The sequence below is a fragment of the Glycomyces artemisiae genome (genome assembly GCF_003002955.1).
In the GTDB taxonomy this organism is placed as follows: domain Bacteria; phylum Actinomycetota; class Actinomycetes; order Mycobacteriales; family Micromonosporaceae; genus Glycomyces; species Glycomyces artemisiae.
This window is the reverse complement of record NZ_PVTJ01000003.1, coordinates 477,887-492,511: the sequence shown is the minus strand read 5'-3', so window position 1 is coordinate 492,511 and position 14,625 is coordinate 477,887. Positions and strand designations below refer to the sequence as shown.

The following is a 14,625-nucleotide window of genomic DNA, read 5'->3' as shown; positions in this document are numbered from 1 at the left end:
GGCCGCCACCCCGCCGCCCCTCCGACGATCCGAGCTGGAGCGACCCGTGGCTCCGACCGACCAGCCCCGCCCCGGCCCGACGCGGCCATCGAATGGACCCGCCCTGGGCTGCACCTGCGGTGAATGCAGTGGGGACAAGTAGATAACGATATCTCAAACGATCGTCATCGAGGCGCCGATGGCCTCGCTTGCAGCGGTCTTGCCCTGATTGTAGGATTGGGATATCGTTATCCCTCGATGGAAAACGATCTCTCGAACGGAGTAGTCCCGCTCATGCAACCCCCCACGGCCGCCTCCCGCCGCCGACGCGCCCTGCCACGGCGCGCCGCCGCGCTCATGGCGGCGATGCTGCTCTCCATAGGACTCGTCCAACTCGTCGCCCCCGGCGCCGCCCCCGTGCAGGCGGCCGCCACCTGCGACGTCCAGATCAACGCCACGACAAGCGAATCCGGGTTCAGCCATCCCGGCATCGGGCTCACCGAGCCGATCATCGAGAACGTGCGCACCCAGCTCGCGGCCGGAGCCGAGCCCTGGGCCTCCGGGTTCGAGGACCTGCGGAACTCCGCCTCCGGCGGCGAGAACGTGCGCCCGTCCAATGCCGGAACCGATCCGACCAAGCCGCGCTCGACCGCCTTCAACGCGGGGACGAAGGGCATGTTCGTCGCCGACGGCGAGAAGGCCTACGCCCAGGCGGTCATGTACGTGCTCACCGGGAAGGAGGTCCACCGCAAGAACGCGCAGGACATCCTCCGCAACTGGGCGCAGATGGACCCCGCGCAGTACGAGTACCACACGGACTCGCACATCTACACCGGCGTGCCGCTCTTCCGCATGGCCTCCGCCGCGGAACTGCTGCGCTACACCGACTGCGGCGACGACGAGGCATACCCGTGGACCGAGGCCGACACGCAGGCCCTGACCGACAACCTCGTCAAGCCGGCCATCGCGACGTTCATGTCCTCTCCGGACCACTTCATGAACCAGCACAACTACCCGCTGCTGGGCTCCATGGCCGGGGCGATCTTCATGGACGACGAGGACCTGTACGAGGAGAAGGTCGAGTGGTTCACCGTCAACGAGTCCGCCCAGGACGAGGGCTTCAACGGCTCCGTCGCACGGCTGGCCCGCTGGGTGGACACGAACGACAAGACCGGTGAGCCGATCGACGACCCGCACGTGCAGCTCGTCGAGATGGGCCGCGACCAGGCCCACGGCGGCGGCAACCTCACGAACTTCGCGGCCCTGTCGCGCATGCTGATGTCCCAGGGCACCGAGGTCGACCCGGTCGACGGCACGGTCTCGACCGCCGACGACGCGGTGGGGCCCTACGAGTTCCTCGACGACCGCCTCCTCAAGGCCGCCGACTACTTCTGGCAGTTCATGCTCGGCTACGACACCGAGTGGACCCCGGTGGCGTACGCGATCTCGCCGGACGGCACGATCCGCGACACGTACGACCACATCGCGGACGGCTACCGCGGCCGGTACGCGACCGCGAGCTTCTGGGAGTTCTACTACCACTACAAGTTCGAGCGCGGCCTCGACGTCGAGGAGATCGCGCCCTACTTCGCCGAGGCCTACGCCAAGCGCCCCAGGATCGGCTGGGAGGGGCACGACGGCGGCGGCGACTCGTGGCTGTTCGCGCCCGCCGAGGCGGCGGGGGAGGCGGCGACCCCGCCGGGCGACCCGACCGTCCTCGAAGTCGAGCAGCGCTACACGCACCTGTCCGGTGACGTCGAGGCCGGCGGCGGCTACGTGAGCATGGCCGACGGCTCGGAGATCGCCTACCTCAGCGGCGCCACCAACCAGACGGAACTGGGCTTCCTCGTCCGCACCGAAGACGACGCCGTGCTCAACCTCCGCACCCAGCGGAACGGCCAGTCGATCGACCGGGTCTACCCTGTGACCGTTCCGGACACCGGCGGCGAATGGCGCTACGTCACGACCGAGGGGCCCATGGACAACATCCTGTTCATCGCGGCCGAAGGCGGCGCGGTCGACATCGACCACATCAACACCAACGCCGCGGCCGAGCTCGACGGGCCGGTCTTCCCCGAGGACGCCCCCGACCGCGTCGTCGGCTGGGACGGCGCCGACCTCGCCCTCGACCTCGCCGCCACCGGCGCCGACGGCATCGTCTACAGCGCCACCGGGCTCCCCGACGGCGCCGCATTCGACACCGCCACCGGGGAGCTGACCTGGACCGGCGAGGACTCGGGGACGATCACCGTCGCCGCCGACGACGGCACGAGCGCCGTCGCGCGCACGATCGTCCTCGACGCCGCCGCCGACCGTGAAGGGGCGCTGGCGCTGGCCGAGGAGGACTTCGAACCCGAGGACGGATACGAGTCCGCGACCGAGGCCGCCTTCATCGCCGCGCGCGACGCGGCCGAAGCGGCGCTTGACGACGGCACCGACGCGGAGTTCGCGACCGCCTTGGCGGGCATGGTCGCCGCGTTCGACGGCCTCCGCCTGATCTCGCCGAAGTCCGATGCGGACGGCAGTCTCGACTTCCCGGACCTTCTCCACTCGTCCACCGCGAAGCAGTACGCGGGGACCCTCGTGGACGGCGACAACCAGACCGGCCTGGGCTACCCTCTGGCCGTCGACAAGTCGCACACGTTCGACTTCGGCCCCGACTTCCGGGTCTCGGCCCGCGAGTTCGGGTTCCAGAGCAACATCTTCGCCGACCGGCTCGCGAACTCGACAGTGTACGGGTCGAACGACGGAGTCAACTGGACCCGGCTCACGCCGGGGGCCACGGCGTTCACGCAGGACTTCAACACCCTCGAAGTCGAGCCGGAGCTCCGTGACGACCAGTTCCGGTTCATCAAGGTCCAGATGATCGAGCAGCTCCCGGACGTCCTCTACGGGATCATCCGCGGTGTCTTCGAGATGACCGAGTTCCACATCTACGGCGAGCGCCACGAGATCGGCAACCAGATCGCCTCGGCCACCGTCACGTCGGACGACGCCATCGCCGGGAAGGTCGCGATCGGCGACACCGTCGATGTCGCGGTCACCACGAAGGAACCGGTCGACGCCGTCTCGGTGAACGTGATGGGGATCGAAGCGCCCGCCGCTTCGGAGGACGGTGTCAACTGGACGGCCGCGGTCGTCCTCGACGGCGTCGAGCCGGGCACGGTCACCCTCGCAGTCGATTACACCGTCGACGGTGTGGCCGGACCGACCCTCTACGGCGCCACGGAAGGGGCGAGCCTGTTCGTCGGCGGGAACGGCGAGCGGCTCATCGATGTCGCCGACCTCGCCACCGTCCTGGCCTCCGACAAGCAGTGGCCCGGCAACGGCCTCCCGGCCGACCAGGTCGGCTACCTGCTCTTCGACCACGACGGCGCCACCTACGGCGACCTCAACACGGGCACCGGCTCCTACTACACGATCGATTTCGGCGCGGGAACCGAAGCGCACCTTGACGAGGCGTACTTCCTGCCGCGGGCCTCGCATCCGACGCGGGCCAACGGCACGATCGTGCAGGGCTCGGACGACGGGACCACCTGGACCGACTTGACCGCGGCGCTCACCGGCGGCACCGCGGACAAGTGGATCCAGCGCACCGCCACCGGCGACGACCACTACCGGTACTTCCGCATCTACAACGCGGGCGCCTGGAGCGGCAACCTCGCCGAAGTCGAGTTCTACGGCGACCTCGCCTGATCACCGACCGTCTCGGCCGCCCGCCCCGCCACGCTGACCGCGCGGCGGGGCGGTGCGGTGTCAGGCCTGGATCGAGAGCAGGCCCGGGTCGACGGCGTGCAGCAGCGGCTCGCCGGCGGCCAGCCGTTCGGCCTCCTCGACGATGAAGCGCCCCATGCGGGCGAGCTCGTTCCCCTGCGACCCCGCCACGTGCGGCGTCAGGAACAGGTTCGGCAGGTCGAACAGCGGCGAGTCGGCGGGCAGCGGCTCGGGGTCGGTGACGTCGAGGATCGCCGAGACCCGCCCGGCCGCCAGCTCGGCGACGAGCGCTTCCGTGTCCACGAGCGAGCCGCGCGCGGTGTTCACGAGCACCGCGCCGTCCTTCATCGCCGCCAGCCGCTTCGCATCGATGAGCCGCCGCGTCTCGGGCAGGTCGGGGGCGTGGACCGACACGATGTCGGACCACGCCATGAGCGAGTCGAGGTCGACCAGCCGCACGCCGAGGCGGGCGGCCTCCTCCGCATCGACGTGCGGATCGCTCAGCAGCACCTCGAAGTCGAAGGAGCGCAGCAGTTCGATGACGCGGCGCCCGATCCGCGAAGCCCCGATCAGGCCGACCGTGCGCCCGAAGTTGCCGGTCGCGCCGTGGTCCTCGCCGATCACGAAGCCGCGTTCGGCGCGGAACCGGTCGCGCAGGCCGAAGATGTCCTTGCCCGCCAAGAGGATCATCCCGAGCGTGTACTCGGCGACGGGGACGGCGTTGGCCTGCTGCGCCGAGACGACGGCGATGCCGCGCTCGTAGACGGCGCGGTCGACCCACTGGACGCTGCCCGCGGCGTGGAGCACCGCGCGCAGCTTGCCCGCCGCGGCGAGCACCGGCGGATCGAGCCGGGGCGCGCCCCACCCGGTCACGACCACTTCCGCCTCGGCCAGCGCGGCGGCCGCCCGATCGTCGGTGAAATCGCGTGCGACGTAGTCGGGGTCGATGTCGAGGACCGCGCGGAGGCGGCGCAGATACGGCTCGGGGAACAGCTTCGGAAGGTAGACGGGGTCCATCGCGAACAGCCCGGGGATGCGGTCGGTCATGCGGAGTCCTTGGCAAGTCTGGGAGATAACGATTTCTAATCTAAGTTGCGCGGCCGGTTTTGTCGAGACCAGAACCCACGATGCAGGATCGCCAGCCCTCTGTCTTCGTGGATCCTGATGCTGGTGGCGTTCACGGATGATCAGAAAACCGCTAGTCACAGATATTGACATGCCTCGATGATAACCTTATCTTCGTATATGAGGGATAACGTTATCCGCTCGCGGTCCGCGATCCCTCCCCACCCCCTCGCCACCGACGCCGAAGGAGCACCATGACCGACGACAACACCGGCAGCGCCCGCTTCAAGCGGCGGAACCTCCTGAAGGGCGCGGCCGTGGCCGGCGCCCTGGCCGCCACCGGGGCAGGAGGCTTCGCCGTCGCGCAGGCCCAAGAGGACGGGGCCGAGGCGCTCGCCCTCGCCCACCCCGGGATGCTGCACGTCCGCGCCGACCTCGACCGCATGAAGGCCAAGGTGAACGCGAGCGCCGCGCCTTGGAAGCAGGGCTGGGACAAGCTCGTCGCCAACGCCCACTCGCAGAGCACCTGGACGCCGCAGCCGGTCGAGGAGATCGTGCGCGGCAACACCGACAAGCCGCAGAACTACTGGCTGCTCTACAACGACGCCCACGCCGCCTACCAGAACGCCCTGCGCTGGCACATCAGCGGCGACACCGCGCACCGCGACGCGGCCGTGCGCATCTGCAACGCCTGGTCGCAGACCCTCAAGTCGATCTACTACCCGCCCTCGGACTCGCGCCTCGCGTCCGGCATCTACGGGTACCAGTTCGCCAACGCCGCCGAACTGATCCGCGACGCGCCCGGATTCGACCTGGGCCGCTTCAAGCAGATGATGCTCGACGTCTTCTACCCGCTCAACAGCGACTTCCTGGTGCGCCACAACAACACCTGCGAAACCCACTACTGGGCCAACTGGGACCTCTGCAACATGGCCTCGCTGCTCGCCATCGGCATCCTCTGCGACGACCAGGCCAAGATCGACGAGGCGGTCGCCTACTTCCGGGGCGGCGCGGGCGCCGGGTCGATCGACAACGCGATCCCCTTCATCCACGGCGACCTCGCCCAATGGCAGGAGTCGGGCCGCGACCAGGCCCACTCCATCATGGGCATCGGCCTTATGAGCGCCTTCATGGAGATGGCCTGGAGCCAGGGGATCGACCTCTACTCGGCGCGCGACAACGCCTTCGCGAAGGCCGCCGAGTACGTCGCCCGCTACAACCTCGGCTACGACGTGCCGTTCACGACGTACACCAACTGCGACAACGTCGTGCACACCGTCGTCTCCGAAGGCGGGCGCGGCCAGCTCCGGCCGGTGTGGGAGCTCGTGTACAACCACTACAGCGTCCGGAAGGGCATGCGCATGCCCTACACCGCGCGCATGGCCGCCCTCGTGCGCCCCGAAGGCGGCGGCGGGGACTACGGCGGCAACTCGGGGGGCTTCGACGCCCTCGGCTGGGGCACGCTCGCGCACATGCGGTCCACCCCGGCGGTCGCCTCCGGCGCCACCTACCTCCTGATGTGCGAGCGCTCCGGGAAGTTCCTGGAGAACGGCCGGTCCACGGTCGACGGGAAGCCGGTCATCCAGTGGGCCGAGAGCACCGGCACCCAGCAGCGCTGGAGGATCACCGACGTCGGCGGCGGCTACCACAAGCTCGTCTGCGAGCACTCCGGCAAGGCCCTCGACAACGCCGACTCCACGACTGAAGGCGGGCAGGTCCGGCAGAGAGCCGAGAACGGCACGGCCTCGCAGCGCTGGAAGATCGCCGACGTGGGCGGCGGCGCGGTCACGCTCACCTGCGAACGCTCCGGCATGCTGCTCGACAACGGCAACAAGGAGGCCGACGGCGACGTCGTGATCCAGTGGCCGAACAAGAACTCCGTGCCGCAGCGCTGGCGTCTGATCCGGGTTTGACGCGGTGGAATGCGAAGGGGCCGAGCGCGAATGCGCTCGGCCCCTTCGTGTGTCGCCGTTCAGCCTTTGATGGCTCCGGTGAGGACGCCTGAAGTGAAGTAGCGCTGGAGGAACGGGTAGACCACCAGGATGGGGACGGTCGCCAGGACGATGACCGCCATCTGGAGCGTGACGCCCGGGGGCGGGGGCTGGTCGGGCGAGACGATCGCGCCGGGGATCTGCACGCCCGCGAGCACGTACTGCTGGAGGACCACTTGGATGGGCCACTTCTCCGAGTCGTTGATGTAGAGCAGCGCGTTGAAATAGGTGTTCCAGTAGCCGACCGCGTAGAACAGGCCCATCACCGCGAGCACCGGCTTCGACAGCGGCAGCACGATCCGCAGGAAGATCCGCCACTCGCCCGCGCCGTCGATCCTCGCCGCTTCGATCAGTTCCTCTGGGAGGCCCTGGAAGAAGTTCCTGATGACGATCATGTTGAAGGCCGAGATGAGGCCCGGGACGATCAGGGACCAGGTGGAGTCCAGGAGGCCGAGGTACTTGACGAGCATGAAGTTCGGGATGATGCCCGCGGAGAAGAACATGGTCGCGAGGATCATCACCAGGACGAACTTCGCCCCTGGGACTTGGCGGGTTCGCACCAGGCCCCAGGCCAGCATCGAGGTGGCGGCGAGGGAGAGCAGCGTGCCCACGACGGTGATGAACAGCGAGTTCTGGAGACCTTGAGTGACGGTGCCGCCGTTGAAGATCGCGCGGTAAGCGTCGAGGGAGAACTCGGTCGGGAAGACCACGCCCGCGCGAGCCTGCGACGGCGCGGCGAAGCTCATCGCGATCACGTAGACGAGCGGGTAGATCATGGTGATCACGATCAGCGCGATCACGAGGCCCTTGACGGCCCTCACCCCGACCGACGGCGGGCCCATCCACGGCGGGATCGTCTTGCGCCCCTTGGTGATGGTCGTCATCAGAAGATCCCTTCTCCGCCGAGGCGCTTGGCGAACCGGTTGGCCGCCAGAACGAGGATGGTGCCGATGACCCCCTTGAGGAGCCCGGCAGCGGTGGCGATGCCCCACTGGCCGCCGAGGACGCCGCGGAAGTACACGAACGTGTCGAGCACTTCGGACGCTTCAGCGCCCACCATGGGCTGCTGGAGCAGGAGCTGCTCGAAGCCGACCGTCAGGATCGACCCGATGTTCAGGATGAGCAGGAGCGTCGCGACCGGGACGAGGGCCGGGAGGGTGATGTGCCAGGTCCGCTGCCACGGGGTGGCGCCGTCGATCGCCGCCGCTTCATAGCGGTCGTTCGGAATGCCCGCGATGGCGGCGAAGAAGATGATCGTGCCCCACCCGCAGTCCTTCCAGACGACCTGCGCGACGACGAGGAGCTTGAAGGTGTCCGCGTTCGTCATCGCGTCGAACCCGGAGACGCCCCAGCCGTCGAGGAGTCCCGCGACGAGGCCCCCGCCGCCGAGGACCTGCTGCCACACCGAGATGACGATGACCCACGACAGGAAGTACGGCAGGTAGACCACGGTCTGGACCATGCGCTTGACGCGGTCCGACAGGAGCGAGTTCAACAGCAGCGCAAGGGCGATCGGCGCAGGGAACGCGAATAGCAGCTGGAGCACCGCGATGATGAGGGTGTTCTCCAGCGCGTTCAGGACCGCCGGGTCCTCGAACAGCACGGTGAAGTTCGCGAAGCCCACGAACGGCGAGCCCGCGAACCCCCGGAACGGCGAATACTGCTGGAACGCGATCACGTTGCCCAGCATGGGCACGTACGCGAACACCAGGAAGAACAGCGCGCCCGGGACGATGAACGTGTAGGCCCAGCGCTCGCGCCAGATCCGCTGGCGCAGCGAGGTCTTCGGCTTCCGGGACGAGGCGGGGCCCGAGGCCCGCTGAGTGCGGGCCTCGGGGCGTGCTGCGATGTTCACGCTCACTCGGACGCGTCCTTGAGCGCCTGGGCGTACTCGTCCCTGACCTGGGTGCCGCCCTGGGCCATGTAGTTGTCCACGAACGACTGGAGGCCGTCGATGCTCTCGCGGCCGGTGATGACCCCGTTCTCGAAGTCGGTCCACGACTGCTTGAGCTGGGCGCCCTTCGTGATGAAGGTCTGCGACGCGCTCTCCAGACCGGTCAGGGGCCGGTCGATCGAGTTCTGCGCGAGCGACTCCATGGCGGACACGAAGGAGTCGACCCACGGGAGCGCGCTCGGGTGCACCTGGTACCCGCCGCTGTCGCCCGGGACGCCGACGTACTGGACGCCCAGCTCGGTCGCATACTCCGGGTTGGGAATCGGGATGCCGTGCTCGTCGAAGTCGAAGTGGCGGCCTTCCTGGCCCGAGTTGAGGAACAGGCTCTCCTCGGAGCCGAACGGCGCGCAGAAGTAGTCGAGCACGTTGAGGACCTCGGTGAGCCGGTCCTCGTCCTCGGCGACCGCGGCGGACACGCAGGTCGACTTGCCGTAGGGGATGTTCCGCACGGCGAGCTGGGCGGAGCCGTCGAAGCCGGGCATGTCGAAGAAGTCGTACGTCGCGCCCGGCAGGTCGGCCTCCCACTGGGGGAGCCCGGTCGCGCTGGTGGCGCCCCAGACCGCGTCGTAGCGGATCGCGGCACCGGAGATGATGTCGGTCGCGGTGGGGGTCATGGAGACCGGGTCGAAGATCCCCTCGGCCCAGGCGCGGGCGAGCCATTCGAGCATGGCCTTGTAGTTCTCGGTCTGGATCAGGTGCACCAGGTCGCCGTTGCCGTCGAGCTGCCACTCGGGGCCGACCTTGAACAGGCGGTGGAACATCGCCGCGGTCCCGGGGAAGGGGTCGTACCTGTTGAGGCCGTACACCTGCTGGCCGCCGGGGCCCGAGCCGAGGGCGGAGACCTCTTTGAGCATCGTGAAGAGCTCGTCGGCGTCCTTGGGGGCGCGGCCGATCGAGGTCTGGTCGACCAGGTCGGTGCGCATCGTGGGGATGTTCGTCAGCGCCGCGCCGACGGACGGCACCTGGTAGATCCGGCCGTCCTTGAGGCTGGCCTTCCAGATCTCCTCCTTGCGCGCGGCCAGGTTGGGCCACTTCAGGATGTTGTCGCCCGAGAAGACCTCCGACAAGTCCGCGAAGGCCCCGTCGCGGATGCCCTGCAGGCTGACGGCCTTCTGGTCGTCCATGAACACCAGGTCCGGGACCTCGCCGGAGGCGAGCATCGTCGCGAACTTCTCGTAGAACACCGGCTGCGGCACGAACTGCGGCTCGTAGCTGGCGCCGATGCGCTCGTTGAGCTCCTGCCAGTACGGGTTCTCGTCAAGGGGCTTCGAGGGGTCGCCCCAGGTCAGCTGGAAGCAGGTGACCTTGCCGCCCGAGCCCGGCTCGCGGTCGACGGACTTGAAGTAGGTCTTCGGGTACTCGGTGTAGACGTCCAGCATCCCGGGCGTCTCGGTCGCGTAGTACGGCTCCACGTCGAGCTCGGGGGCGGGCTGGTACGTCGGCATGTCGTAGTCGCCGCCGGTCGCGCCGCCGGCGTTGCCGGAGCAGGCGGCGGTGGAGCCGACGGCCGCGGCCGCGGCCGTCGCCCCTGCGGCACCGAGGAGCGCGCGGCGTGAGAATTCGACCATGAGAGGGGTCCTCCTAGTGATGTCCCTGTGGGAGATGGCGCTGATGTCGGCCAGTGGGAGAGGCCGCCAGGTGCCGGAAGGGTCGGCCTCTGTGCCTCACAGCCGAGAGAAGGTTATCAAGACGATTGACGACGGTCAATGATGAGGCCGCGCGGAGGCGTCCGCCCCAGGGGAGCGCGATGACATACGTCGATCATCATCGCAGGTGAACTGGCATGAAACTCAAGTCCTCGGAGCCTGAAGTTGATCATGCTGTCGTCTAGATGTTGAGATAACGATTATCTGAAACATCGATCCCGGCCGTGATGTGGGACGACTGTCTCGTATCCTCGACACCATGGCCTCCTCGAATGCATACCGCGCCCCCGTCCTCGCCGACGTCGCCAAAGCGGCGGGCGTCTCCGTGCCCACCGTCTCCCGCGTGCTCAACGGGACCAAGAACGTCGCCCCCGAACTGGCGCAGCGGGTCCACGCCGCGGTGAAGGAGCTCGGCTACCGCCCCAACAGCGCCGCCCGGTCGCTGCGGCTGAGCCAGCCGAACCTCATCTCGATCATCGCAGAGGCCACGACGTCGGCCTACGGCTACGCGAACACCCTGGCGGGCGTCGAGACCGCCGCCCAGCGGGCGGGGATGTCCGTGTCAATAACGATCGTGGCGTCCGATGAGGACGAATCGGTGATGCGCGCGGTCGACCTCGCGCTGTCGCAGCCCATCGGGGGCGCGATCGTCCTTGAGTTCCGGCGCGCGGGCATCAAGGCGTCGAAGGCGCTCCCCGAGTCGCTCCCGGTCGTCGCCGCCGGAGGCGGATCGGAGCGCGTGGACGGCTCGCTCGCCGCGCTGATCGACGAGGCCGCGGGCGGCCGCCAGGTCACCGAGTACCTGCTGCGGCAAGGACACCGCACCGTCCACCACATCGCCGGGCCCACCGGCGGGAAGACCTCTGGCCGCACCGAGGGCTGGCGCGCCGCGCTGGAGGACGCGGGCGCCGAGGTCCCCGAAGTCATGGACTCCGAATGGGACGCGCCCTCCGGCTACCGCTGGGGCGAGCGGATCGCCGGGCGCGACGACGTGACCGCCGTCTTCTGCGGGAACGACGAGATCGCCCTCGGGGTCATGCGGGCCCTCGCGGACCGCGGCCTCGACGTCCCGGGCGACGTCTCCGTCGCCGGATTCGACGGCCAGCCCCTCGTGTCGCTCTGGCGCCCTTCGCTCACCACGGTCGAGCAGGACTTCGAGGACCTGGGAGCGCGCGCATTCGGGCTGCTGTCGCGGCAGATGCAGGGCGAGCGCGACCTCGTCTCCTCAGTGGTCAAACCGCAGCTGGTGGTCCGGGAGTCCACCGCGCGGCCCCGCCGCTGACCGGGCCCCTACCGCGGGGTCACGCCGGCGACGCCGATGGTGAGCAGGAGGTTCGCCCACTGGCGCCGGTCGCCGGTGGCGATGACCACGGCGACGTCCGGCTGCCGGGCGAGGTCGTAGAAGGCGAAGCGCTCCACGGCCTCGAACGCGACATGCGGTCCGAGCGCGGCGCGGTAGCCCTCGTGCGCGGGGACGGCCGGCCCGCCGGAGTCCATGACCGCCGCGTGCTCGATCGGGACGGCGTCGAGCAGGGTTTCGAGCACCTGGTCGCCGTCGAGCAGGCCGGGGCGCAGGTTGAGGTGGACCGTCGCCGCCGCGGGGTTGGTGTGCGTGGAGCACGGGAAGTGCCCGTCGGCGATGAGGATCCGCGAGCCGTGCCCGGCCGAGGCGAGCGCGGCGAGGAGCGGCGGGTGGATGAGGCCGTAGGTGAGCATGCGGTCCTTTCTGCTGCTGCGGCGGCTACTTCGCGGACGCCCGCTGCTTCCAGTGGGCGCCCTCCGGGTAGGCGAACTCCTCGATCGAGGCCGTGTGCATCTCGGCGGAGTACCCCGGCTTCGAAGGGAGCACGTAGTTGCCGTTCTCGACGACGCACGGGTCGGTGAAGTGCTCGTGGAGGTGGTCCACGTACTCGGTGACCCGGTCCTCCAGGCTCGCCGAGACGGCCACGTAGTCGAAGACCGACAGGTGCTGCACGAGTTCGCACAGGCCCACCCCGCCCGCGTGCGGGCACACCGGCACGCCGAACTTCGCGGCCAGCAGGTACACGGCGATGATCTCGTTGACGCCCGCGAGCCTCGCGGAGTCGAGCTGGAGGTAGTCGATCGCCTCGGCCTGGAGCATCTGCTTGAACAGCACCCGGTTCATGCCGTGCTCGCCGGTGGCGACGCCGATCGGCGCGACTGCGCGGCGGACCGCGGCGTGGCCGAGGACGTCGTCGGGGCTGGTGGGCTCCTCGATCCAGTGCGGCTCGAACTCGGCGAGCGCCTTGACCCACTCGATGGCCTCGGGCACGTCCCACACCTGGTTCGCGTCGATCATGAGCTTGGCGTCCGGGCCGATGACCTCGCGCGCGATGCGCAGGCGGCGGCGGTCCTCTTCCAGATCGGCGCCCACTTTGAGCTTGACGTGGCGGTAGCCGGAGTCGACGGCCTCCTGGAGCAGGCGCCGGAGCTTGTCGTCGCTGTAGCCGAGCCAGCCCGCGCTGGTGGTGTAGCACGGGTAGCCGCCGCGGGCTTCGAGCTCGGCGATGCGGTCGGCGCGGGTGTCGGCCTTGTCGCGCAGGATCGCAAGGGCCTCGTCGCGGGTGAGCGCGTCGGAGAGGTAGCGCAGGTCCGCGGCGTCTACCAGCTGCTCGGGGGTCATGTCGGCGAGGAGGCGCCACAGGGGCTTGCCCGCGGCGCGGGCGGCGAGGTCCCAGACGGCGTTCATGACCGCGGCGAGCGCGATGTGGACGACGCCCTTCTCCGGGCCCAGCCAGCGCAGCTGCGAGTCGGACTGGAGTTCGCGGTAGAGCCCGCCGAGGTCGCCGAGGACGGTGTCGAGGTCGCGGCCGATGAGCTTGACGGCCCACTGGAGCGCGGCGGCGGTGACGAGGTCGTTGCCGCGCCCGATGGTGAAGGTGAAGCCGTACCCGGCCAGGCCGGGGTCGTCGGTGCGGACGACGACGTAGGCGGCGGAGTAGTCGCCGTCCTTGTTCATCGCGTCCGAGCCGTCCAGCGTGAGCGACGTGGGGAAGCGGACGTCGTGCGTCTCGACGGCCTCGATGAGCGTCATGCGGTGTCCCTCGGTTCGGGGTGCGCGGCGCGGCTCCGGGGTGAAGCGGCGCGGGGAGCGGCGGGGTGGGGCGGCGGTGCACCACCGGTTGCGCAAACGATTGATCAAGCGCGAGACTATCCGGAAGCGCGTCCGGACGCAAGGGTCGGCGGCGTCAGTTCCGCGGCGCGGCGGCCGATTCGCGGCCGACGAGCACCGGCTCCGGGTCGTCGACGCTGCGATGGACGACCGCGCCCCCGTCGACGATCTCGGCGAGCGTGGCGACGGCGGTGCGCCCGAGTTCGTACAGCGGCATCCGCACGCAGGTGAGCGGCGGCCAGGTGTGCTCGGCGGTCCACGCGTCGTGGATGGCGACCACCGAGAGGTCCCGGGGCACCGCGAGCCCCTGGGCCCTCGCCTGGGCGAGGACGCCGATCGCGGCGTTGACGTTCGCGGCCACGATCGCGGTGGGCCGCTGGGGGAGTGCAAGCAGTTCCGCCGCGGAGGCCCGGCCGTCGGACTCCCGGTAGCCGCGCCAGGTGACCAGTTCGGGCGCGGCGGCGATGCCCGCCCGCAGCAGCGCTTCGAGGTGCCCGTCGGCGCGGCGCTGCGCGGTCGGCGACCCCGCGAGGCCCCCGGCGAAGCCGATCCTGCGGTGCCCCAAGGCGATCAAGTGCTCGGTGGCGCGGCGCGCGGCCAGCTCGTCGGGCACCACGACCGAGCTCGCGCCCGGAATCCGCTGGTGGATCGTGACCAGCGGCGCGCGCTCGCCGACCGTGCGGGCCAGCTCCTGCGGGTCGGCGCCGTCGCGCGGCTGGAGCACGATGCCGTCCACCCGGCCCTCGCCCACGAGCCGGTCGAACATGGGGCCGCCGGGCTGCATGTCCTCGCTGCGCGCCAGCAGCATCACGCAGCCGCGCGCCACCGCCTCGTCCTCCACGCCGCGGGTCAGCTCGGTGAACAGCGCGTTCGTCACGTCGGGGACGATGAGCGCGATGACGTCGGTGCGGGCGAGCTTGAGCGCCCGGCCCGCGAAGTTCGGGTGGTAGCCGACCTCGGCGGCGGCCTTGCGGACCCGGTCGCGCGTCGCCTCGCTGACCCGCGCCGCGGGGTCGCCGGAGAGCACGCGGGACACCGCCGACACCGAGACGCCCGCCCGGGCCGCCACATCGCTGAGCTTCGCCATCGGACCAGTATCGCCTATCGGAAAAACCGTTGCTCAAACGATTGCGCAAACAGTGG

The 14,625-nt window shown here is 69.6% G+C and carries 10 protein-coding genes; 3 read left to right on the top strand and 7 right to left on the bottom strand.

Translation table 11 applies throughout. The features are described from left to right. Window positions 1–273 precede the first annotated feature (273 nt). Complete coding sequence (locus B0I28_RS10980; RefSeq protein WP_106363849.1) at window positions 274–3,675, top strand: putative Ig domain-containing protein; 3,402 nt, start codon at window positions 274–276, stop codon at window positions 3,673–3,675. A 60-nt stretch (window positions 3,676–3,735) separates the two neighbouring features. Here B0I28_RS10980 and B0I28_RS10975 read toward each other — a convergent pair whose 3' ends face one another. Continuing rightward, window positions 3,736–4,740 (bottom strand): hydroxyacid dehydrogenase, encoded by a 1,005-nt coding sequence (locus B0I28_RS10975; protein ID WP_106363848.1) that lies wholly within the window; start codon window positions 4,738–4,740, stop codon window positions 3,736–3,738. A 272-nt stretch (window positions 4,741–5,012) separates the two neighbouring features. Between B0I28_RS10975 and B0I28_RS10970 the strand changes: the two genes are divergently transcribed. Then, entirely contained in the window at window positions 5,013–6,671 is a 1,659-nt protein-coding gene (locus B0I28_RS10970) for an RICIN domain-containing protein (protein ID WP_106363847.1), read from the top strand. A gap of 59 nt (window positions 6,672–6,730) precedes the next feature. Here B0I28_RS10970 and B0I28_RS10965 read toward each other — a convergent pair whose 3' ends face one another. The 3 genes from B0I28_RS10965 to B0I28_RS28260 are packed head-to-tail and all read right to left on the bottom strand — an operon-like array spanning window position 6,731 to window position 10,271. Further along, entirely contained in the window at window positions 6,731–7,633 is a 903-nt protein-coding gene (locus tag B0I28_RS10965) for a carbohydrate ABC transporter permease (RefSeq protein ID WP_106363846.1), read from the bottom strand. Further along, window positions 7,633–8,604: an ABC transporter permease gene (locus tag B0I28_RS27640; protein WP_219926698.1), complete on the bottom strand. Its 972-nt coding sequence runs from the start codon at window positions 8,602–8,604 to the stop codon at window positions 7,633–7,635. The genes B0I28_RS10965 and B0I28_RS27640 overlap by 1 nt, the downstream gene beginning before the upstream one ends. A gap of 2 nt (window positions 8,605–8,606) precedes the next feature. Beyond that, window positions 8,607–10,271 carry a type 2 periplasmic-binding domain-containing protein gene (locus B0I28_RS28260; protein WP_219926697.1) on the bottom strand — a complete coding sequence of 555 codons (1,665 nt, stop codon included), beginning with the start codon at window positions 10,269–10,271 and terminating at the stop codon, window positions 8,607–8,609. A gap of 337 nt (window positions 10,272–10,608) precedes the next feature. On the opposite strand from B0I28_RS28260, the gene B0I28_RS10955 reads away from it, so the two are divergent. Continuing rightward, the gene (locus B0I28_RS10955; protein ID WP_106363845.1) at window positions 10,609–11,631 is read left to right on the top strand and encodes a LacI family DNA-binding transcriptional regulator; all 1,023 of its coding nucleotides are present in this window, start codon (window positions 10,609–10,611) and stop codon (window positions 11,629–11,631) included. 8 nt (window positions 11,632–11,639) lie between these two features. Here B0I28_RS10955 and B0I28_RS10950 read toward each other — a convergent pair whose 3' ends face one another. From B0I28_RS10950 to B0I28_RS10940, 3 genes are all read right to left on the bottom strand, one after another. Next, the gene (locus tag B0I28_RS10950; RefSeq protein WP_106363844.1) at window positions 11,640–12,065 is read right to left on the bottom strand and encodes an RbsD/FucU family protein; all 426 of its coding nucleotides are present in this window, start codon (window positions 12,063–12,065) and stop codon (window positions 11,640–11,642) included. Window positions 12,066–12,090: 25 nt separating this feature from the next. Beyond that, on the bottom strand, window positions 12,091–13,404 hold the full coding sequence (locus tag B0I28_RS10945) for an L-fuconate dehydratase (protein ID WP_106363843.1): 1,314 nt from the start codon (window positions 13,402–13,404) through the stop codon (window positions 12,091–12,093). 154 nt (window positions 13,405–13,558) lie between these two features. Continuing rightward, window positions 13,559–14,569, bottom strand: coding sequence for a LacI family DNA-binding transcriptional regulator (locus B0I28_RS10940; RefSeq protein ID WP_106363842.1), 1,011 nt, complete (start codon window positions 14,567–14,569; stop codon window positions 13,559–13,561). Window positions 14,570–14,625 lie beyond the last annotated feature (56 nt).

Coding starts and splice junctions, on each gene's coding strand:
- B0I28_RS10980 (WP_106363849.1), top strand. CDS start 274: ATGCAACCCCCCACGGCCGCCTCCCGCCGCCGACGCGCCCTGCCACGG.
- B0I28_RS10975 (WP_106363848.1), bottom strand. CDS start 4,740: ATGACCGACCGCATCCCCGGGCTGTTCGCGATGGACCCCGTCTACCTT.
- B0I28_RS10970 (WP_106363847.1), top strand. CDS start 5,013: ATGACCGACGACAACACCGGCAGCGCCCGCTTCAAGCGGCGGAACCTC.
- B0I28_RS10965 (WP_106363846.1), bottom strand. CDS start 7,633: ATGACGACCATCACCAAGGGGCGCAAGACGATCCCGCCGTGGATGGGC.
- B0I28_RS28260 (WP_219926697.1), bottom strand. CDS start 10,271: ATGGTCGAATTCTCACGCCGCGCGCTCCTCGGTGCCGCAGGGGCGACG.
- B0I28_RS10955 (WP_106363845.1), top strand. CDS start 10,609: ATGGCCTCCTCGAATGCATACCGCGCCCCCGTCCTCGCCGACGTCGCC.
- B0I28_RS10950 (WP_106363844.1), bottom strand. CDS start 12,065: ATGCTCACCTACGGCCTCATCCACCCGCCGCTCCTCGCCGCGCTCGCC.
- B0I28_RS10945 (WP_106363843.1), bottom strand. CDS start 13,404: ATGACGCTCATCGAGGCCGTCGAGACGCACGACGTCCGCTTCCCCACG.
- B0I28_RS10940 (WP_106363842.1), bottom strand. CDS start 14,569: ATGGCGAAGCTCAGCGATGTGGCGGCCCGGGCGGGCGTCTCGGTGTCG.